We start from the raw sequence: 20,014 nt of genomic DNA on the forward strand, positions 1-20,014 counted from the left end.
AACAACGTCGACGTCCGTTTTTCCGGGTCTCTCAGGGAGTTTGCGCCCTGCGGGGCCCCGGCCTGCCTTGCTCCAGAGGGCACTTTGCAGTATGGCGCGCCGTCCGGCGGGCTGGGGCTCGCGGAGGCATGGCGCAGGGGGACAGCCCTCTCGCGCCCTTTTCGCGTAAGCGCGTCGAGGCCCTCGCTCCCCAATTCGCCTGATGCTGCCCCGGCGTGCGGCCGGTGTGGCGGTGATGGCCAAGACCAGCGGAACCAACCGCTTGGCCGGAAACGAACTGACTAGGACAAACCACTTTTATGGCAACTCAGCCAAATCCCACGCGTGACGATTTCGCGGCAATGCTCGATGACATGTTCGGCGGCGCCGACAGCTTCGAGGGCCGCGTGGTGCTCGGCACCGTCACCGGCATCGAGAATGACCTCGCCGTCATCGACGTCGGCCTGAAGAGCGAAGGCCGCGTGCCGCTGCGCGAATTCGCGCCGGCGCCGGGTCAGAAGGCCGAGCTGAAGATCGGTGACGAAGTCGAAGTCTATGTCGACCGCGTCGAGAACATGCACGGTGAAGCGATGCTGTCGCGCGACCGCGCACGCCGCGAAGCTGCATGGGACAAGCTGGAGACCGAGTTCGCCAAGACCGCGCGCGTTGAAGGCGTGATCTTCGGCCGCGTGAAGGGCGGCTTCACCGTCGACCTGAACGGCGCCGTGGCCTTCCTGCCGGGTTCGCAGGTCGATATCCGTCCGGTGCGTGACGTCACGCCGCTGATGGACATCCCGCAGCCGTTCCAGATCCTGAAGATGGACCGCAAGCGCGGCAACATCGTCGTGTCGCGTCGCGCCGTTCTGGAAGAGACTCGCGCCGAGCAGCGTTCGGGCCTGATCCAGAGCCTGGCCGAGGGCCAGATCATCGAAGGCGTGGTGAAGAACATCACCGACTACGGCGCGTTCGTGGACCTGGGCGGCATCGACGGCCTGCTGCACGTCACCGACCTCTCCTACAAGCGCGTCCAGCACCCGTCGGAGATGATCAACATCGGCGACACCGTGAAGGTGCAGATCATCCGCATCAACAAGGACACGCAGCGCATCTCGCTGGGCATGAAGCAGCTCGAGAGCGATCCGTGGGATGGCGCGTCGGTCAAGTATCCGGTCGGCGCGAAGCTTTCGGGCCGCGTCACGAACATCACCGAATATGGTGCGTTCGTCGAACTGGAGCCGGGCATCGAGGGCCTGGTGCACGTCAGCGAAATGTCGTGGACCAAGAAGAACGTCCACCCGGGCAAGATCGTGTCGACCTCGCAGGAAGTCGACGTGGTGGTGCTCGAGGTCGACGCCGACAAGCGTCGTATCTCGCTGGGCCTGAAGCAGGCGCAGCAGAACCCGTGGGAGCGCTTCGCTGCCGAGCATCCGGTCGGTTCGACCGTCGAGGGCGAAGTCAAGAACGCCACCGAGTTTGGTCTCTTCATCGGCCTCGACAACGACGTCGACGGCATGGTCCACATGTCCGACATCGCATGGGGTGTTTCGGGCGAGGACGCGCTCAACCTGCACCGCAAGGGCGAGACGGTTCAGGCGATCGTGCTTGACGTCGACCCCGAGAAGGAGCGCATCAGCCTCGGCATGAAGCAGCTGGAGCGCGGCGCACCGGTGGCTGGCGGTTCGGCTGCGGCCGGCGACCGTCTGGGCAAGAACCAGGTCATCACCGTCACCGTTCTCGAAGTCCGCGACGCTGGGCTCGAAGTGCAGGCCGGGGACGATGGCGCCACTGGCTTCATCAAGCGCACCGATCTTGGCCGTGACCGTGACGAGCAGCGTCCGGAGCGTTTCCAGGTCGGCCAGAAGTTCGACGCGATGGTTACTGGCTTCGATCGTTCCAAGAAGCCGACCTTCTCGGTCAAGGCGATGCAGATCGCCGAAGAGAAGCAGGCTGTGGCGCAGTATGGCTCGTCCGACTCGGGCGCGTCGCTGGGCGACATTCTTGGCGAGGCGCTGAAGGCCCGTCAGAACAAGCAGTAATGCGACGGCCCGGTACCGGGCCAAAGGGGCCGGGTGGCATCAGCCGCCCGGCCCTTCTTTTTTGCGGTATAAACCATTCTTTCGGTCGATAATCGCGTTTCGGTCCTATTCCGCGCGAACTTTACCTGTATTAAGGCGATCACGCGCCACGACGGTTCCGTGGCACATCAAGGGCGGGGCAAATGATCCGATCGGAACTGGTGCAGCATCTGGCAGAGACCAATCCTGGTCTGTCGGTGCGCGAGGTCGAGGCAATCGTTTCCACCTTCTTCGATGAGATCGTGCGCCGCCTGGCCGAAAACGGCCGCGTTGAGCTGCGCGGCTTCGGCGCCTTTTCCACGCGCGCTCGCGATGCCCGCACGGGCCGCAATCCTCGCACTGGCGAAGTCGTTGAAGTGACGGCAAAGCGCGTGCCCTATTTCAAGCCCGGCAAGGAAATGCGCCAGCGTTTGAACGTCTGAGCGCTTGACGGCGGCGCCTCCGTGCCGCTTTTCGGCGCTTGTGATGCGCGGACGTGGCGGAATCGGTAGACGCCGGAGACTTAAAATCTTCTGCCTGTATAGGCGTGCGGGTTCGAGTCCCGCCGTCCGCACCATCACTCTCGCCTTGGCCCTTGCGGCTTCCGGATGTGAGCGGCGGCCCGATGTGGGGCCGGTGATCGTCAGCGCGAACGGCTCCCAGCCGCGCCTGTCCCTAGCCCCGATCGCCGACGACGACATGGCGCGCCGGTTGCTCACCGACAGCGCCGCACAGGGACTTGTTCGCTTCGACGCTGCCGGCCAGATCGTCCCCGGTGTGGCCGAACGCTGGATCGTCACGGACGAGGGGCGCACCTATATTTTCCGCCTGCGCGATACATCCTGGGCGGATGGTCGGCCGATGCGCGCTGCAGAGGTTGTCGCAATCCTGCGCCGCCGGCTGCAACAGCGTGCGCGCAATCCCCTCGCTCCCTATCTGACGGCGCTAGATTCAATCGTCGAAATGACGCCAGAGGTGATCCAGGTCGAACTGGCCCGGCCGCGGCCTGACCTGTTGAAACTCTTTGCGCAGCCCGACATGGCCATCATCCATCCAGTTCGTGGCATTGGCAGTGGCCCGATGCAGGTGGTCGGCAAGATCGGACAGGTCACGCGGCTGCGCCCGATCCCGGATCCCAACCGTGCGGCGGATGAACAGGAAGATCCACAGCCCGAGGACGACGTGCTGTTGATCGCGGAGCGGCCCGCCGCCGGGGTTGCGCGCTTCGCTGCGCGCCGGTCCGATCTGTTCACCGGCGGCACGGTGGGAGAATGGCCACTGCTCACCGCCGCGGGCATCGACGCGGCAGAGGTCCGGCTCGATCCCGCCGCTGGCCTGTTCGGCCTCGCCATCGTGCGCCCAGAAGGCTTTCTCGCCACGCCGGAGAACCGAGGCGCGCTCGCGCTGGCGATCGATCGCGCGGCGCTGGTTCAAGCTTTCACCGCTGATTGGCAGCCTGCCGAGGACTTGCTGCCCGCGGCGCTTGATTCCGCCAGCCCGCCCGCCAAGGCCCCGTGGCAAGCCGTGCCGGCCGCGGATCGGCGCGCGACGGCACGTGCGCGTGTCGATGCATGGGTTGGTGCGGGGAATGAGAACCCCACGGTCCGGATCGCGCTGCCGGCCAGCGCGGGCGGCACCTTGCTCTGGGCGCGCATCGCCGCGGATCTCTACGCGGTCGGAATCCGGCCTATTCGAGTGGCATGGGACGCTGAAGCGGATCTGCGCCTGATCGATGCGGTGGCGCCTTTCGACAGCGGCCGGTGGTACCTTGGCCACGCCTGCCAGCCCTGCAGCGAGGGCGCCTCGCAGGCGATCGAAGCTGCACGCATGGCGCCGTCGCTCGCCGAACGTGCGCGGGCCATTGCCGCGGCGGACCGGCTCCTTGCTGAAGATATCGCCTTTGTGCCGCTCGCCCGGCCGCTGCGCTGGTCCCTGGTCGCGCCGCGTCTCCGCACCTGGCAGGCGAATGAGCGGGCTTGGCACCCGTTGAACGGGGTTCGCCGAGACCCCAATTGATTCGTCATGCCCAACGCCCATTTCCGTCCAGCTCCCGACCATATGGCAAACCTGCCGCTCGGTCGTGATCCGGCCTCCATCCGCCGCCGCGTGGAAGCGATGGAGCAGTTGCTGGAGGGCATGGTCACCGTGCCAGGGTTGAACCGCAAGGTCGGGCTCGACGTGCTGCTCGGCTTTGTCCCGGTGATTGGTGATGCCGTTGCCGCCGCCATGGGCGCTTATATCGTGTGGGAGGCGCGGAACCTGGGCATGAGCAAGCTCCAGCTCACCCGAATGGGCGCGCGTGTGGGCTTCGACGCGATGCTGGGCCTCGTGCCAATCGTCGGCGACGCCGCGGATTTCTTCTTCCGCTCGAACAGCCGCAACCTGAAGACGATCAAGCGTCACCTCGACCGGCACCATCCGGCCACCGTCACCGTCGATCGCTGACGCTTCCCTCGCTGCCGCGCAGGCGGCGCTCAGGCCTCGGCGCGCGCTTGCGGCTGGTGCACCACCCCGCCCGTCATCGGCTGCGGCGCGCCCGTCGTGCCGGGGAATGAAATCGGCAGCTCCTTCAGCGTTCGCACGGCCATATAGGCGAAGCCTTCGGCCTCGATCGCGTCGCCGTTCCATCCCAGGCTGTCGACCGGCTCGGGGGCCAGGCCAACTTTCTCCGCAATCATCCGGAGCATGACGGGATTGTGCCGCCCGCCGCCGGCGACCAGCAGTCGTTCGGGTCGTGCCGGCAGCAACAGGAACGCCTCCGCCACCGTGGCGGCAGTGAAGGCGGTCAGCGTTGCCGCACCGTCGGCTGGGCTGAGGCCGCGGGCCGGCTGGATCGTGAAGTCGTTGCGGTCCAGCGACTTGGGGGCTGGCTGAGCGAAAAACGGGTGATCCAGCATCGCCGTCAGCACCGCCTCGTCCACCCGCCCGGCAGCCGCAAGCGCCCCATCCGCATCGAACCGCGCGCCCGTTTCCGCTTCCACCCAGCTGTCGATCAAGCCGTTGGCCGGACCGGTATCGAAGGCGACCAGAGTGCCGTCGCCTCCGATCCAGGTGATGTTCGCGACGCCGCCCAGGTTCAGCACCGCGAGCGGCCGCTCCAGACCCGCCGTGAGCGCCGCATGGTACACCGGCAGCAATGGTGCCCCCTGCCCGCCGGCTGCCACGTCTGCGCTGCGGAAATCCGCCACAGTGGCAATGCCGGTCGCGTCGGCAAGCGCCTGGCCATTGCCGATCTGCCAGGTCCAGCGACGATCCGGGCGATGAGCGACGGTCTGCCCGTGAAAGCCGATCACGTCGACCTCTCCTGCGCGCAGTCCCGCGTCCCGCAGCAGTTTCTGCACGGCAAGCACATGCGTGCGGGCGATAAGATCAGCCGCGGCCATCACCTCGGGATTGGCGCGTGGTCGTTCAAAGGTTAGCGCCAGCGCCGTTGCAGCGGCAAGCTGCGCTCGGGCGGCGTCTGAATAGGCCTCGCCGCGAAAAGCGATCGGGCGGGCGAATCGCTCCCCGTCCGTTTCGATCAGCGCCGCGTCCACTCCATCGAGTGACGTCCCGGACATCAGCCCGATCGCCAGCATCGCACAACCCCCACGCTACTCCCCGCGCCCCTGCGAGGCGCCAACGATTAGCGCAAGATGATTGATTCGGCGAGCATATGGCAAATCGGCCCGTCCCGCACTATGTGCGCGCGCACTCATGGCAACACGTCTTCCTACACCGCCCCGCGTGGGCATGGTGTCGCTCGGCTGTCCCAAGAACTTGGTCGACAGCGAACGCATCCTCACTCAGCTGCGTGCTGACGGCTATCAGATGTCGCCCGATTACGCGGGCGCAGATGTCGTGCTCGTCAACACGTGCGGCTTCCTGGACTCCGCCAAGGAGGAAAGCCTCGAGGCGATCGGCGAAGCGATCGCGGAAAACGGTCGCGTTATCGTCACCGGCTGCATGGGCAATGAGGCCGAGACGATCCGGGCGCGCTTTCCGGGCGTTCTCGCGATCACTGGGGCTCATCAATATGAGCAGGTGGTTGAAGCGGTGCACGATGCCGCCCCGGCCAACCTGTCGCCCTATATCGACCTCGTGCCTGACGCCGGGCTGAAGCTGACCCCGCGGCACTACAGCTATCTGAAGATTTCGGAGGGCTGCAATCATCGCTGCTCCTTCTGCATCATCCCGTCGTTGCGCGGCGATCTCGCCAGCCGGCGTCCCGATGCGATCCTGCGCGAGGCGGAAAAGCTTGTCGCGGCTGGCACCAGGGAGCTGCTGGTCATCAGCCAGGACACGTCGGCCTACGGGCTGGACCTGCGCCACGCCGCTTACCCGCTGAAGGGCGGCGGCGAGGTGCGCGCGCACATGACCGATCTCGCGCGTGAGCTGGGGAAGATCGCGCCGTGGGTCCGCCTCCACTACGTCTACCCATATCCGCACGTGGATCAGGTGATCCCACTGATGGCGGAAGGGCTGGTGCTCCCGTATCTCGATATCCCGTTCCAGCACGCGGCACCCAATGTGCTGCGCGCCATGAAGCGGCCGGCGAACGACGCAAAGGTTCTGGCTCGTCTGCGTGCCTGGCGCGAGGTGTGTCCGGACATCGCCATCCGCTCCACCTTCGTGGTCGGCTTCCCCGGCGAAACCGAAGCGGACTTCAATTATCTGCTCGAATGGCTGGACGAGGCACAGCTTGATCGGGTCGGCGCGTTCCGGTTCGAACCGGTCGAGGGCGCCAGCGCGAATGCTCTTCCCGATCAGGTACCCGAAGAGGTCAAGGAGGAGCGCTACGCCCGCATCATGGAGCGAACGGCCGCCATCAGCGCTGCCAAGCTGCAGGCGAAGATCGGCCGCACGATGGAGGTCATCATCGATTCAGTCGGCGAAGACGGCGCTTCGGGCCGTTCCTATGCCGATGCGCCGGAGATCGACGGCGAAGTTCACCTGCGCGATGCCGGCCATCTTTCCGAGGGCGATATCGTGCGCGTGACCATCGAGGATGCCGACGAACACGATCTCTTTGGCGTTCCCGCTTGACCCCGGCGAAAGCGCTGCTATCAGGCGCGCCTCGCCCGGCGGAAAAGCCGCGGTGAATGCCCTTGGGGCGGAGTAGCTCAGCTGGTTAGAGCAGCGGAATCATAATCCGCGTGTCGGGGGTTCAAGTCCCTCCTCCGCTACCATTTCTTCAAGATCGTAGCATTGCGGCGGCGGACAGCCCGCCTGCGCTGACGCCCGGAGGCACCGGCGACTAGCCAGCGCGGAAGCGATGCTGCGACAGCGGCTCCCAGGGGCCGCCGCGATACCACCATGTCGCAAGCCCATCGATGATGAGCGGCCTGGGCCGAAACTCCCTGCCCAGATCGGCAAGCAACGCCTTTGCCGTCGCTGGCTCCACCTTGTTCTGTATCGTCACATGTGGGCGCCAGCCCGCTTGGTCCTGCGGCGTCAGCAATCCTGCGAACGCCTCCGCCAAGCTGGCGCGGATCGCGGCAAGCTCGGCGCTGTCGACGCGGTAAGCGACGCCCCGGCCGAGGGAGAATGGCGCCGCCAGCGCGGCTTTGGGACGGGGCACCGCGCGCGTTTCCTCCGCCAGCCGCCACTTCAGTTCCTCAGCCGCGCTCGGCGGCAGATGATGGAACATGGTCAGGTGCGCGGCTAGGAAGTTGCGCTCTGGCGGGAAGTGGCGCTGCCGCAGCCCGTCCAACCAGATCTGATCGGACCGCCCAAGCAAGGCGGTCACGATGATCGGTGCCGGCGGCGACTCGCTCAAATCTCTATCTGGCTGCCGAGTTCGACGACACGGTTCGTGGGCAGCCGGAAGAACTCCATCGCGCTTTCCGCATTCCGCAGCATCCAGGAGAACAGCTTCTCACGCCAGATCGCCATGCCCGGGTGCGCCGACGCGAGCAGCGTCTGGCGGGAGAGGAAGAAGCTGGTCTCCATCATCCGGAACTCCCCGCCGCATTGGTCGAACGACTTCAACGCCGCTGGGATGTCCGGCGATTCCATGAACCCATACCGGAGGATCACGCGGTGGAAGCCTTCGCCCAGCACCTCGTGGTTGAAACGGTCTTGCTCCGGATAGAATGGCATGTCCGTGACCTTCACGGTCAGCAGGATGACGCGCTCGTGAAGCACGCGATTATGCTTCAGGTTGTGCAGCAGGGCGGGCGGCACTCCTTCGGGGGTTGAGGTCATGAACACCGCCGTTCCGGTCACGCGAGTCGCGCTGTTCGCCGCCGAGCCGATGAACACCTTGATCGGCATGGCGCCCTCACGCATTCGCTCCAGCATCAGCTTGCGCCCCGTCGCCCAGGTCGTGAGCAGAACAAAGACGATGATCGCGACCAGCAACGGGAACCAGCCACCGTCCGGCACTTTCGTCAGGTTCGACGAGAAATACAGGCCGTCGATCAGCAGGAAGCTGGCCACGAACGGCACGACCGCCGCGATCGGCCAATGCCAGACGCGCTGGATGAGCACGGCGACCATGCAGGTCGAAATGAACATCGTGCCGGTCACGGCGATGCCATAGGCCGCCGCCAGGTTCGAAGACTCCCGAAAGCCGAAGATCAGCAACAGCACCATCACCATCAGCGCCCAGTTGACGGACGGGATGTAGATCTGCCCCGCAGCCGAGGCGCTGGTATGATCGATGCGCAGGCGCGGCATCAGGCCGAGCTGCACGGCTTGCTGAACCACCGAATAGGCGCCGGTGATCACCGCCTGGCTGGCGATCACCGTCGCCAGCGTGGCGAGTATCACCAGCGGCAGGCGCCATTGCTCCGGCGCCATCAGGAAGAACGGGTTTTGGGCGGCCGAGGGGTCGCCCAGCAGCAGCGCGCCCTGGCCAAGGTAATTCAGCATCAACGCTGGAAAGACGAACCACAGCCAGGCGAGCGCGATTGGCCGGCGGCCGAAATGCCCCATGTCGGCGTACAGCGCCTCGGCGCCCGTTACCGCCAGCACCACCGAACCTAGCGCCAGGAAGGCCAGCGTGCCATCGGCAGCGGCAAACCGGATCGCCCATCGCGGATCAAGCGCCAGCAGGACCTCCGGCTGGGCGGCGACGTGAATCAGGCCGAGCACCGACAGGGTCACGAAGTAGACCGCCATGATCGGGCCGAAGAGCTTGCCCACCTTCGCCGTGCCGACCTTCTGAAGGTAGAACAGCCCGATCATGATCGCCGCCGCGATGGGGATGACGAAGCTGTCGAACCGCTGCTCCACGGTCGCGAGCCCCTCCACCGCGGACAGCACCGAAATGGCCGGAGTGATCATGCAGTCACCGAAGAACAGCGCCGTCGCCAGGACACCGAGCATAACGAGGCTCGGTCCCCATCGCTTGCCCGGTCCGCTCCGGCGCTGGATCAGCGCCAGCAGGGCCAGGCTCCCGCCTTCTCCGTTGTTGTCGGCGCGAAGGATGACCATCACGTACTTGAACGTCACGATCAGTACGAGCGACCAGAACACCAGGCTCAGCACGCCGAAGATATGCAAGCGATCAACGGCGAGTGGGTGGTGCCCGACGAACACCTCCTTCATCGCGTAAAGCGGGCTGGTGCCGATGTCGCCATAGACGACGCCGATCGCCCCCAGCGCCAGCTTGCTGAGCCCGTCGCTATGGTGATCGTGCGGGATGGTGGCCGGCGCGGCGGTGGGAGCGGTACTGCTCACCGACGATCAACCAGCGCCAGGTTCAAGGGCAACAAAACCACCGTCATCCTGTAAAAGCCTGGGCGCGCCTAGCACTTCGCAACCGCGCCGCAAGGGGAACATTGCAGGAACGCGGGAGTTCCACTCCTCGAAGGAGACCATCATGGTTGAGAGCAATCCCAAGAGCGAACCGTTTTCGAACGCCGAGAAGGACCCGGATGACTGGACCACGGGTGACGAGCCGATGACCGGCGCTCAGGCCAGTTATCTCAAGACCTTGAGCGAAGAGGCAGGTGAGGAGTTCGACGAGGCGCTGACCAAGGCCGAAGCGTCGAAACGCATCGACGCCCTCCAGGACAAGACCGGGCGAGGAAAATAGCGCCATTTGGTTGGCCAACGAGCAGGCAAGCTGCCGGATCCGCCGCGATCGCGGCGCTACCGCCCCGCCTGCTCTACGGCCGCCATGTAGCGATCGAGCACGATCAGCTGGCCCGCAAGCTGCCGACGATATTCCGTACCCTCCCGCGACAAGGATACGGCCCGGGCGAGCAGCCGCCGCGCGGCCGGCAGGTCACCCGCGCGAATATAGGCCAGTGCGGCATAATAAGGCGGGCCCGGATGTTCGGGTGCGAGGTGCATGGCCCGTCCGAACGCCAGCTTGGCCGCCGGCGACATCTGGTCGCCGTCGTGAATGGCCAGATTGGTCCCCAGCTGGGTCCACAGAATGAAGCTTTGCGGAATAGCGCGAACCCCGCCCAGCACCACCTGCGCTGCGGCGCGCCGATCGCCGGCCCGCAACATGGCGTCGGATGCCACCAGATAGGCGGTGTCGGCGGTGAACCGGCCCATCAGCCGCTCGCGCAGGGCGATGCTTTCGGGCTCCACGGCGACCGGGTTTGCAGTGGGCTTCGCTGGCGCCGCGGCAAGCGCCGGTCGCCCCTGCCATGCGTAGCCAGCCGCACCCAGGAACAGCGCGGCGCCGGCAAAGGACCACACCAGGCGCGGCAGCCGAAGCAACACCATGGCACCAAAGGCAAGCGCACCGATCACGGCAAGAGCGATGAAGCCCGTCACTGATCCAGGCTCTTGGTTTCGTGCATCTTGCCGGCAAGCTCCGGCGGCATGTACTTCTCGTCGTGCTTCGCCAGCAGGTTGGAGGCGACAAACGATCCGTCGCGCTGGAAGCGGCCCTCGGCCACGACGCCCGAACCTTCGCGGAACAGGTCGGGCACAATTCCCGCAAAGCTCACCGGCGTCGTCGCGCGCCCGTCCGTGACGCGGAAATGCACGGTTACGCCATCGGCTGCGCGGGCGACCGAGCCGCCCGCCACCATGCCGCCCAGGCGCACCGCCCGGTCAGCAAGCAGCACTTCGGGTGTGACATCGGACGGCGCGTAGAAGAACGCCGCCTGATCCTTCAGTCCAGACAGGGCAAGCAGCGCCGCCACCGCAACCGCGACCAACGCGGCACCGGCCAGCCACAATCGTTGATGCTTCGCCTTCATCGCCGGTCCTTTTCGGCGCGGCGCATTGCCCGAAGGCTGGCCAGCGCAATGATCGCGCACGTGCCCAATGCCACTGCGTAAGCGGCGAAGACGAACGGCCAGGCGTTCACGTCGTTGCCCTCCGGCGCAGCCGCGCCTCCGCCTTGGCAATCGCCAGCAGGGTCCGCATGCGCATCAGCACGATAGCGCCAAAAAGGAAGCTGAAGCCCGCCAGCATGATCGGCAACGGCCACAGGATGGAGGCGTCGATCGACGATCGTGTCAGCCCGATGCTCGGCCCCTGATGCAGCGTATTCCACCACACAACGGAATAGCGGATGATCGGCAGCAGCACCGTACCGGCGATGCCGAACAAGGCGGCGATCCGCCCGTCCCCGCCGCGCTCGCGATCGGCACGCGCCAGAGCGATGTAGGCGAGGTAAACGAAGAACAGCAGCAGCATGGAGGTCAGCCGACCATCCCACTGCCAATAAGTGCCCCAGGTAGGACGCCCCCAGATGGCGCCCGTGACAAGGCACACGGCGGCGAAGCTTGCCCCCGGCACCGCAATGGCACGCGCCGCGACATCCGCCAGCGGATGGCGCCAGACGAGATAGGCAATGCTGGAAATCGCAATGCCGCTCCACCCACCCATGCCAAGCCAGGCGGCGGGAACGTGGACGTACATGATGCGCACCGATTCGCCCTGAAGGTAATCGGGCGGCGTTTGCGTCAGCCCAGCCCAGCAACCGATCGCGATCAGCGCAACGCCCATCCACCCGAACAGGGAGGTGAGCGGTCGCGCGATCTTCAGGAAGCGCGCAGGATTGGCGAGGGCATGGAGCGCGGGCACGATGGTGTCATCCCATATGGGCAAATTCGCGTGTCGTCATCGCTTGACTGACGCGTACCCCGCTCCTCTCACGACATTGGCGGCACGGCGGAGGGTCGATGCCCCCCGCTCGCCTCTTTGGCGGCTTCAGCCCCGGCCGATGAGCCGCTTCGCAATCCGATCCGCGACATCCGCTGCCGGATCGCCGCTGGCGTCGCTTTCGTCCCACACCTCGATCAGGCGGTCGGGGATGCGTGCGATGCGCGCCTTCACTTCCGCCTCATCGCCATGACCCAGATATTCCAGGCCCACGTTGATGATGCCGCCGGCATTGATCACGTAATCCGGCGCAAACAGGATACCGCGCTCATGAACGCGGCGGCCATCATCGCGGGTCGCAAGCTGGTTGTTGGCGCCACCGGCGATCACCTTCGCCTTGACGGCGCCGATCGACTGTTCGGTCAGCACCGCGCCAAGCGCATTCGGGCTCACCAGATCGACGTCGGCCGAAAGGATCTCTTCGGTCGCGGCCGTCGCGGCGCCGATCTCGGCAGCCAGTGCCTCGGCCCGCTGCTGGTTGACATCGGCGAGCGTCAGTACCGCGCCGTCGGCCGCCAGCAGGCGCGCCAGACCGCCGCCGACCGAGCCGACACCCTGAATGGCGACGCGAACGCCCTTCATGTCGATCGCGCCCAGACCACGCTGAGCCGCCGCCTTCACGCCCAGGTAGACGCCCATGGCCGTATAGGGACCCGGGTCGCCGCCAGCGGCGCCGCTCGCCACCGGCAAGCCGGACACGTAGCGGGTCTCTTCCGAGATCACCTTCATCCGGGCTTCGGACATGCCGACGTCCTCTGCCGTGACGTAGCGGCCGCCCAGCGACTCAACCGCACGGCCGAACGCCCGCAGTTGCGCTTCGCTGATGGTGGCGCCAGGCGCATCGGCGAGCACGACGCCCTTGCCGCCGCCCAGCTCGAGGCCCGCCATGGCATTCTTGAAGCTCATGCCACGCGACAGCCGAAGCGCGTCGGTGATCGCTGCGGTATGATCGGCATAGTGCCAGAACCGCACACCACCGGCCGCCGGGCCGAGAGCCGTGGAATGAACCGCAATTACGGCGCGCAGGCCGGATGCCGGATCGGTGAAAAGGTGGACGCCCTCATGGTCGTCAAAGTCGGGGAAGCCCCACGCGGTCATGTCGTTCCCGGGGAAAAAATGGGGCGATCGACGGGACTTGAACCCGCGACCCTCGGTACCACAAACCGATGCTCTAACCAACTGAGCTACGATCGCCGTGAGAAAGCGCGCCCCTACGGCTCGGGGGTTGAGGCGTCAAGGTTCGACACGCAATTTCCTTCAAGCTTTGAACGGAATTGATTGGCCCGGTGGCCACGCTCCGCCCGTCGCCGGCCAATTTTACCCACGCTGCGCTCAGAAACGTCCTTCGATCGCCAGTTCCATCCCGCGGTCCGTCTGGATGAAACCGCTGGCCTGCAGCCTGGCGCTGGCTGCCGGATCGGACGGCTGCAACGTCAACTCGGCACGGTATCGTCCATCAGGCCACAGCCGGATCGTGCTTCCTTCATTCCCAGCGGCGCTGACCAGCGGCAGCAGCAAGGCACCTGAATCGCAGCGGGCGTTGCCGTTAAGAGAGGCCGGCACCGCCATTCCCCCGATTTCTCCGCTCATGGTTGCTCGCACCCGCCCCTCGGCCTGTTCGCACGAGTCGCTGCGGAAGCGGACGCTGACGTCCTGAAGATCCAGCAGCGTCACCGGAACCGGGCGGAAGGTCCCGCCGACCGGCAACGACGCGGTAACATCGTCCAGGCCGAAGCTGTGCCTGCTGATCCCGACCGCGCCCGACAAGCGCGGGGCAGAGCCCGCCGCGCCCTCCACACCGTCCAGATCGACGCGCGCGCGCCCCACGACAAGCTGCACCGGCGAGACGCCTGCCGAAAGGTCGCCCAGCGCGATCCGGCCGAATGCCGCTTCGCGCAACTCGCCGGCCCAGACACTGCCCGTGACTTCCCGAGCCGTCATTCCCTGCTCGGCCAGCCCGAACCACGCCAGGGCAAGGCGAAGCGGCAGGAAGGCGATCAAGGCCACGACGAAAAAAGCCAGAAACAACGCGCCGGGCCCGGTCGCCATTCGTATCCGCCTCATGGCGCCCTCCCCCTCAACGTCAGCGTTGCGGACACGGTGCCGTCACCATTCCCATTGATGGTGGAGGCATCCACGAGCAGGCCGTCCGCCTCCAGCCCGGCGATCCAGCCCAGCAGAGGGCCGGGCCGGGCCGTGGCAATGGCGATCCGGATCCGGTCGCCCTCCGGCTCCAGGTTCGCAAGGACAAACCCTGCCTCATCGGCTCGCGCCCGAACCACATCGGCCAGCGACCCTTCAGGCGTTCGTGGCCGCGCGCGCTGGATCGCCTTCACCTGCGCGACCTGCGCCTTCACTTCGCCTAGACGGATCTCGGCGCTGGCGTGGCGCTGGCGAGTCGATTCCAGCCCGTCGCGGACCGGCCGGATGATGCCAGCGAACACCAGGGTGATCACGAACAGCGCCACCATCACCATCAGCAGCCGCTGTTCGCGAACGGTGCGGCCGCGGAACCAGATCAGCAAAGCGTTCATGGCAGCGCCACCGTCACGTCTCCGCGCACACGCTGCCCGTCCGATTGGAAGGTGCTCGCAGTGACAGCGAAGCCTGCTTCCCTTAGCCGGTCCAGCAATTGGTTGGCCTGCGCCTCGCCATTCGCGGCGACGGTGGCGCGCAGCTCTCCACTGGGTTCGAAAGCGATCGCGATCACCTCGGTCCCTTCAACCTCGCGCGTGGCGTTCGCCAGCACGGCAGCCGTTGCGCTGAACCCAGCGCCTGGGCCTCGCAGGCGCGACAGTCGTTCACTGAGCAGCCGCCCCGCATCTCCCTGATCCGCGCCGCGCGGCAGGCCCTCACGCGCCAGCGCCTCGGCCTGCGCTTCCGCCGCATCGGCAGCGATCGCATACCGTGTGATTCGCACCAGATCGATCATCAGCGTCAGCAGCAGGACCAGACCGGCCAGCACTGCCAGCCGACGTATCAGCGGCCAATCGACCGCGCGACGCTTGCGCCGCGCAAACGGCCCCTGACGCAGGTTCAGCTGCGGGCTCGTCGCGCTGGAGATGATGTTCAACTCCACCTCGTCGCGGCCCAAGGTCTCCGGCGGCCGCCCGCCTGTGACGAGGTCGGTCAGGCGGGCTTCATCGGCAAAGCCGCTCGTCGCGCCGCGAATAACTGGTTGGCCGCCCAGTTCGGCTCGAACATATCCCTCCGCAGGCGGCGCGATCAGCAGCGGGGCTGGAACGATCGCCCCTGGATCGATGCCGAGGCCGGAAAGCGACGCCAGCCACTCACGCATACGTTCAATCGCGACCACGCCGATCGGCCGTTCGTCTTCGGACGCATCGCCCACCGCCACGTGGAGGCCGTCGATTGGCGCGGCACTCGCGTCAGAAACCACGATCCGCGCCGCAGCCACGGCCTGCGCTTGCGACCGCGCGGGAAGGCTCGACCAGTGGAGCGTCACTGCGTCGGCGGGCGCAACGGCAATGGTTTCGCCCCCCGTCTGCTCCGGCGCACCCTCGCCGCGCGCGGCCACCGCATTGTTCTCCAGCCGCAGCCATCGCCAGGGCTGATCGGCATGGGCCGGCAGGAAGATGATCGTCGCACTCATAGGATCTCGCCCCATTGCCGCGAGACGAGCCGTGCCGGAAGCGTCGTCGCATCGATCACCCCCCGCTCCTGCAGCTCGCTGTCCCCCACGGAGACATCTATCCGCACGTCGAACCAGGTGGTGATCACGCCGGTCTGCTGTTCCGCAAGCGGATCCGTGATGCCGGAGGCCGCGAAGATCTTCCAGAAATCCTGCGTATCCCCAAACCCGCCAGCGGGCCGCCGCAACAGACCTGCCGCCGCGGCCTGGACGCTCAAGGTGTCCGGCAACAGCATCGCGACAAGCGGCGCCTGTTCGGGGGTCAGCGTGTTGACGTTGATCGTCGATCGCTTCGCCTGCGGCAGGGTACAAAGCCAGGGCCGCAGCCGGGCATAGGCCTCGCCGGTCACACCGGTCACCGCGCGCAACTCGCTGGGATCAACCATCAGCGTGCCCGACGTGCGGTAGGGCGTCGGAAGTCCGGTATAGGCGCCGTCTTCAGCGCCCGCGCCGAGCGGCTCATCGTCGCTGTCGATCCAGTCCGCGGCCGCCGCGGCGATTCCCTCCCCGCCGGGTATGTTGAGCAGCCTCGCCAGCCGTGCGAACTGCGCCACTGCCGTGGGATCGGCGACATATCTGCCATCAAGTTCGGTGACCAGGCCATTGAGGTTGAAACAATTCCCGCCGTCACTTACCCGAACGGTCGCTGCTCCGCCGGGTAGCGGAAGGGAGAAAGGCTGATTGCTCCAGCCGCCCGCCAGCGTGACCCGGTCCGGGCTCTGCCGCAGCAATTGGGTGATCCTGCCGGTTGCCAGCGTCTCCGCAGCAAAAGCAAGGCCGCGTGCCTGGTCCAGCGCCACGGCATTGGCGGTCAGCCGCGTGGACAAGCGCAACCGTTCCAGCGCGGTGGCTGCCATGACGGCGACGATCGCGACCAGCAGCAATACCGTCAGCAACGCCGCTCCGCGCTCCCCGGGCCGCTTATTGCTCGCCATCAGGCGCTCCCACTGGAGGCGCCATCGCCACGACCGGCGCGGCACCACTGCCGACCAGGAACAGCTGGCGGAAAGTCACGCCGTCGCGGCGCTGCAACGTCAGTTCCAGCGCTTGCGGCAAAGCGGCGGCCTGCGTGCCGTTCCAGCTTTCGCTCCACGCGCCCGCGATCCGGTACCTCAGCTTCGCACCGGCGACATCGGTCAAGGCGGCGGAGGCTGGCAAGGGCGCGGCTCCATCCACCATGGGCCAGGCAATGCGCTGGAATACCCCATCGACCAAACGGTAGCTCACCTTTTGCAACGTCGATCGTGGCTCCGCATCGATGTTGCTCCACCCCGCCCGCACGAATGTGACGCTGGTTGCATCGCCGACAAAAGCCGGGAACCTCGTGCCCCGCTCATCGCGGGCCGGGCGGTTCATCGCCTGCGCGAGATCGGCGGCAAGCAGGGACGATTGCCGGGCAAGCGCGCCCACGTCATCGAGCCGCGCCGTCGTGGCAGCCTGGGCGCGGATGCTGAACGCCAGAAGCGCCACCCCTGCCGACGCGATCAGGCCGAAGATCATCAGCGCGACCATCACTTCGACCAGCGTGAAGCCTGCCTCAGCACCTGGCGCTCGTGGTCGCGACCCGTGCTGCCGACGGGTGCCACCGCTCCGCCGGGGGGAGTCACCTGCGGACGATCGCCCGCGCGTGGTTGGCCCGGGCAGTATCATGACGTGGTCACGATCGTTTGCGGCGGCCGGATCATCGTCAACCGCCCGACTGCTCGCCCGCCAGCGTCCATCACCGCCACGTCGATGCGCAAGATCTGGGCATCGCCAGTGCGCCGCACCTCGCGCGCCCAGCGCCAGGCACGGCCGCCATTCTGCTCGACACCGCTGGTCCGTCCCAGGGCGGGCGGTGCCGGCGCGGTGATCGCATCCACGGCGACGTTGCGGGCCACCATCTGCGCCATGATCGTGTCACCCAGCACAGCTGTGGAGCGTATCGTCGCGCCTTCCAGCCGGATCAGCGCCAGGGCAGCAAGGCTGAACACGGCGAGGGCCACCATCACCTCGATCAGGGTGAAGCCGGCTGCCCCGCCGCGACGCGAGCGGCGCGCGAGGGCGGATCGCCGGCAGGAACGCGGCTCAGCCATCAACCCACGCGCCCTTGTCATCCCCAACCATCACCGTCAGCCGGGTGCGCTCGCGGCGCAGCGGCACCACCAGCACCCGATCGGCCATGCCGGTGGTGTCGAACGTGACTCGCGCCCGCTCCGGAAGCACCGCCTGCGTACCCTCGCTCCATTGCGACACGCGCAGCGGCTTTTCGGCGATCGCGATCCACTGGCCGCCGCGCCGCTCGTCGAAGCCATAGCCGCCCGGCGTAACCCACACGCTGACCGGACGCCCGCCAATCACTGCAGCGTCGCGGGCCGCCCGCACGCGCGTGGCAAAGCGCGCGCCTTCATCCGCGAGGCGCCCGCGCGGATCCGGCATGGCGAGAACCGCCGCCGCGGAGGCAAGGCCAATCACCGCGATCGCGATCATCAATTCGACAAGAGTGAAGCCACGCGCCGCCCCGGGCCTTACCGCCCGCGATTGACCCCGAAGGCGCAAGGCGGCACGAGCAGCCAAGTCGCGCCTATTGCCAGGAACCGATGTCGGCGTTGATCCCGTCGCCACCTTCCTGGCCATCGGCGCCGTTGCTCCAGACATCGGCCGCGCCATGTTTGCCCGGCGAGGCATAGAGATACGCCCGGCCCCACGGATCCTCGGGCAGCTTCTTGATGTAGCCACCGGCCTGGTAAGCGGCAGGATTGGAAAGCCCCGCAGGCGCCGTCACCAGTGCATCGAGGCCCTGGGCCGTCGTCGGATAGCTGTTCTGCTGAAGCCGATAGAGTTCGAGCGCCTGCTCGATAGTGGCGATGTCGGCCTTCGCCTTCTGCACCTTCGCGGTATCCCCGGAAGGAATGACGTTGAGCGCCACGATGGTGGCCAGCAAGCCGATGATGACAATCACCACCATCAGCTCGACCAGCGTGAAGCCGTTCCGCTTCCGACGCTTTCTCAGTTCTTTGCGCATGATATCTCTCATTGCCCCGCAAGCGTGTTGAGCTGCAGGATGGGAAGCAGGATGGATAGCACGATTGTCGCCACGATGCCGCCCATCACCACGATGATCGCCGGCTCCAGCAAGGACATGGCGGTGGCGGTGAAGCGATCGAATTCCCGCTCCAAATAATCCGCAGCACGCTCCAGCATTTCGTCCAGCCGACCCGCCGCTTCGCCTGACGCCGCCAGATAGGTGAGCAGCGGCGGGAACACTCCGGCCCGCCGCATGGCCGAGGATAAACTGCCGCCACCCCGGATCGACTCGGTGATCTGGTCGGAGGCCAGCTTCAGCCGACGATTGTGGATCGTGCCGGCAGTCAGCGCGAGACCTTCGAGAAGCGGCAGGCGGCTTGCCACCATGGTGGCCAGTGTCCGCGCCATTCGGGCAGCATGAAGATCCCTCAGCAGCCGCCCAAGCAGCGGAATACGCAGCAGCCAGGTGTCAAAGGCCAGGCGAACCGGCGGCTGCCGGAGCGCGACCGCGAAGCCGGCCACCAGCACGGCAGCGACCAGCAGCATCAGCCACCACCAGCCGACCAGCACGTCGGAGATGCCGATCACGATCCGGGTCAGCAGTGGCAGCTGCTGTCCAACCGTGTCGAATTGTTCCACCACCTGCGGCACCACGAAGATCATCAGCGCGGCAACGACGCCCATGGCGACACACGCGAGGATCGTGGGATAAGCCAATGCCGTCAGCAGCTTGCCGCGGATTTCTGCCTGCCGCTCGAGGAGCCCCGACAGACGCTCGAGAATGGCGGGCAGCGTACCGGAGCTCTCGCCGGCGGCGACCATGGCCCGGTATAACGCCGGGAAACTTCTCGGCTCGCGTCCCATCGCATCAGCCAGGCGGCGCCCTTCCACCACCCCTGCATGCACGGTCTGAACGACGTTGCGCACCTTCTCCTGCTCCGTCTGCCGCGTAATGGTGCGCAGCGATTCCTCCAGTGGCGACACGCGAGAAAGCGTCGCCAGCTGGCGCGTGAACAGGGTCAGTTGCTTGGCCGACATTTTCGGCCTGCCGATCTGCAAACCGAACAATGGTCGCCCACGCGCGGCGGGGGCGCTGCCCGGCTCGAGACGCACCACATACAGCCGCCGACGGTCAAGCACCGCCCGCGCCGTTTCCACGTCCACCGCGGAAACATGGCCGCGCGTTTCCTGCCCGCGCGTATCAATGGCCAGATAATCGAAGTCGGGCACGCGGCCTTACCCCCGACCGGCGCGCCAAGCGCGG

At 66.5% G+C, this 20,014-nt stretch carries 22 protein-coding genes and 3 tRNA genes; 8 read left to right on the forward strand and 17 right to left on the reverse strand.

The features are described from left to right. Window positions 1–299 precede the first annotated feature (299 nt). The 5 genes from rpsA (at window position 300) to LQ954_RS13455 (ending at window position 4,478) form a co-directional block, all read left to right on the forward strand. Window positions 300–2,015 carry a 30S ribosomal protein S1 gene (rpsA, locus tag LQ954_RS13435; RefSeq protein WP_231023565.1) on the forward strand — a complete coding sequence of 572 codons (1,716 nt, stop codon included), beginning with the start codon at window positions 300–302 and terminating at the stop codon, window positions 2,013–2,015. Between the two features lie 182 nt (window positions 2,016–2,197). Further along, on the forward strand, window positions 2,198–2,476 hold the full coding sequence (locus LQ954_RS13440) for an integration host factor subunit beta (RefSeq protein ID WP_227772660.1): 279 nt from the start codon (window positions 2,198–2,200) through the stop codon (window positions 2,474–2,476). A gap of 47 nt (window positions 2,477–2,523) precedes the next feature. Continuing rightward, window positions 2,524–2,610: transfer RNA gene (locus LQ954_RS13445), tRNA-Leu, on the forward strand. Window positions 2,611–2,669: 59 nt separating this feature from the next. Beyond that, the gene (locus LQ954_RS13450) at window positions 2,670–4,049 is read left to right on the forward strand and encodes an ABC transporter substrate-binding protein (protein WP_231023567.1); all 1,380 of its coding nucleotides are present in this window, start codon (window positions 2,670–2,672) and stop codon (window positions 4,047–4,049) included. Between the two features lie 6 nt (window positions 4,050–4,055). Then, on the forward strand, window positions 4,056–4,478 hold the full coding sequence (locus LQ954_RS13455) for a DUF4112 domain-containing protein (RefSeq protein ID WP_227772662.1): 423 nt from the start codon (window positions 4,056–4,058) through the stop codon (window positions 4,476–4,478). Window positions 4,479–4,507: 29 nt separating this feature from the next. On the opposite strand, the gene LQ954_RS13460 is transcribed toward LQ954_RS13455, so the two are convergent. Further along, window positions 4,508–5,611, reverse strand: a complete 1,104-nt coding sequence (locus LQ954_RS13460) for an anhydro-N-acetylmuramic acid kinase (protein ID WP_231023568.1) — start codon at window positions 5,609–5,611, stop codon at window positions 4,508–4,510. Between the two features lie 118 nt (window positions 5,612–5,729). Between LQ954_RS13460 and rimO the strand changes: the two genes are divergently transcribed. Next, window positions 5,730–7,058 carry a 30S ribosomal protein S12 methylthiotransferase RimO gene (gene rimO / locus LQ954_RS13465; protein ID WP_227772664.1) on the forward strand — a complete coding sequence of 443 codons (1,329 nt, stop codon included), beginning with the start codon at window positions 5,730–5,732 and terminating at the stop codon, window positions 7,056–7,058. Window positions 7,059–7,124: 66 nt separating this feature from the next. Next, window positions 7,125–7,201 (forward strand) — tRNA-Met (locus tag LQ954_RS13470). A gap of 68 nt (window positions 7,202–7,269) precedes the next feature. Here the strand turns inward: LQ954_RS13470 and LQ954_RS13475 are convergent. After that, complete coding sequence (locus LQ954_RS13475; protein WP_231023569.1) at window positions 7,270–7,791, reverse strand: 2'-5' RNA ligase family protein; 522 nt, start codon at window positions 7,789–7,791, stop codon at window positions 7,270–7,272. After that, on the reverse strand, window positions 7,788–9,698 hold the full coding sequence (locus LQ954_RS13480) for a potassium transporter Kup (RefSeq protein ID WP_227772666.1): 1,911 nt from the start codon (window positions 9,696–9,698) through the stop codon (window positions 7,788–7,790). Before LQ954_RS13480 ends, LQ954_RS13475 begins: the two co-directional genes overlap by 4 nt. A gap of 142 nt (window positions 9,699–9,840) precedes the next feature. On the opposite strand from LQ954_RS13480, the gene LQ954_RS13485 reads away from it, so the two are divergent. Further along, a complete protein-coding gene (locus LQ954_RS13485; protein WP_227772667.1) occupies window positions 9,841–10,056 on the forward strand; it encodes a DUF3072 domain-containing protein in 216 nt (71 codons plus the stop codon). Window positions 10,057–10,112: 56 nt separating this feature from the next. On the opposite strand, the gene LQ954_RS13490 is transcribed toward LQ954_RS13485, so the two are convergent. The 14 genes from LQ954_RS13490 to gspF all read right to left on the reverse strand — a co-directional run bounded on the left by LQ954_RS13490 (window position 10,113) and on the right by gspF (window position 19,980). After that, window positions 10,113–10,751 (reverse strand): hypothetical protein, encoded by a 639-nt coding sequence (locus tag LQ954_RS13490; RefSeq protein WP_231023570.1) that lies wholly within the window; start codon window positions 10,749–10,751, stop codon window positions 10,113–10,115. Continuing rightward, window positions 10,748–11,182 (reverse strand): cytochrome c maturation protein CcmE, encoded by a 435-nt coding sequence (ccmE, locus tag LQ954_RS13495; protein ID WP_227772669.1) that lies wholly within the window; start codon window positions 11,180–11,182, stop codon window positions 10,748–10,750. Before ccmE ends, LQ954_RS13490 begins: the two co-directional genes overlap by 4 nt. A 106-nt stretch (window positions 11,183–11,288) precedes the next feature. Next, window positions 11,289–12,014, reverse strand: a complete 726-nt coding sequence (gene ccmC, locus LQ954_RS13500) for a heme ABC transporter permease CcmC (RefSeq protein WP_231023571.1) — start codon at window positions 12,012–12,014, stop codon at window positions 11,289–11,291. Between the two features lie 126 nt (window positions 12,015–12,140). Beyond that, window positions 12,141–13,190, reverse strand: coding sequence for a Glu/Leu/Phe/Val family dehydrogenase (locus LQ954_RS13505; protein ID WP_231023572.1), 1,050 nt, complete (start codon window positions 13,188–13,190; stop codon window positions 12,141–12,143). 19 nt (window positions 13,191–13,209) lie between these two features. Continuing rightward, window positions 13,210–13,286 (reverse strand) — tRNA-His (locus tag LQ954_RS13510). Window positions 13,287–13,424: 138 nt separating this feature from the next. Further along, window positions 13,425–14,141 (reverse strand): type II secretion system protein N, encoded by a 717-nt coding sequence (gspN, locus tag LQ954_RS13515; RefSeq protein WP_231023573.1) that lies wholly within the window; start codon window positions 14,139–14,141, stop codon window positions 13,425–13,427. Between the two features lie 11 nt (window positions 14,142–14,152). Continuing rightward, window positions 14,153–14,626, reverse strand: a complete 474-nt coding sequence (gene gspM / locus LQ954_RS13520; RefSeq protein WP_231023575.1) for a type II secretion system protein GspM — start codon at window positions 14,624–14,626, stop codon at window positions 14,153–14,155. Then, window positions 14,623–15,705: a type II secretion system protein GspL gene (gene gspL, locus LQ954_RS13525; RefSeq protein WP_231023576.1), complete on the reverse strand. Its 1,083-nt coding sequence runs from the start codon at window positions 15,703–15,705 to the stop codon at window positions 14,623–14,625. Before gspL ends, gspM begins: the two co-directional genes overlap by 4 nt. Then, the gene (gene gspK / locus LQ954_RS13530) at window positions 15,702–16,679 is read right to left on the reverse strand and encodes a type II secretion system minor pseudopilin GspK (protein WP_231023577.1); all 978 of its coding nucleotides are present in this window, start codon (window positions 16,677–16,679) and stop codon (window positions 15,702–15,704) included. Before gspK ends, gspL begins: the two co-directional genes overlap by 4 nt. Continuing rightward, window positions 16,666–17,394, reverse strand: coding sequence for a type II secretion system minor pseudopilin GspJ (gene gspJ / locus LQ954_RS13535; protein ID WP_269142315.1), 729 nt, complete (start codon window positions 17,392–17,394; stop codon window positions 16,666–16,668). Before gspJ ends, gspK begins: the two co-directional genes overlap by 14 nt. Next, window positions 17,391–17,819, reverse strand: coding sequence for a type II secretion system minor pseudopilin GspI (gene gspI / locus LQ954_RS13540; RefSeq protein ID WP_231023578.1), 429 nt, complete (start codon window positions 17,817–17,819; stop codon window positions 17,391–17,393). Before gspI ends, gspJ begins: the two co-directional genes overlap by 4 nt. Next, the gene (locus tag LQ954_RS13545; protein ID WP_330999978.1) at window positions 17,812–18,300 is read right to left on the reverse strand and encodes a pilus assembly FimT family protein; all 489 of its coding nucleotides are present in this window, start codon (window positions 18,298–18,300) and stop codon (window positions 17,812–17,814) included. The genes gspI and LQ954_RS13545 overlap by 8 nt, the downstream gene beginning before the upstream one ends. Before the next feature lie 7 nt (window positions 18,301–18,307). Further along, window positions 18,308–18,748: a type II secretion system major pseudopilin GspG gene (gene gspG / locus LQ954_RS13550; protein WP_227772678.1), complete on the reverse strand. Its 441-nt coding sequence runs from the start codon at window positions 18,746–18,748 to the stop codon at window positions 18,308–18,310. Between the two features lie 8 nt (window positions 18,749–18,756). Continuing rightward, window positions 18,757–19,980, reverse strand: a complete 1,224-nt coding sequence (gene gspF / locus LQ954_RS13555; RefSeq protein WP_227772679.1) for a type II secretion system inner membrane protein GspF — start codon at window positions 19,978–19,980, stop codon at window positions 18,757–18,759. Window positions 19,981–20,014: the final 34 nt, after the last annotated feature.

The organism is Sphingomonas sp. IC-11 (genome assembly GCF_021043365.1).
Taxonomy (GTDB): domain Bacteria; phylum Pseudomonadota; class Alphaproteobacteria; order Sphingomonadales; family Sphingomonadaceae; genus Sphingomonas.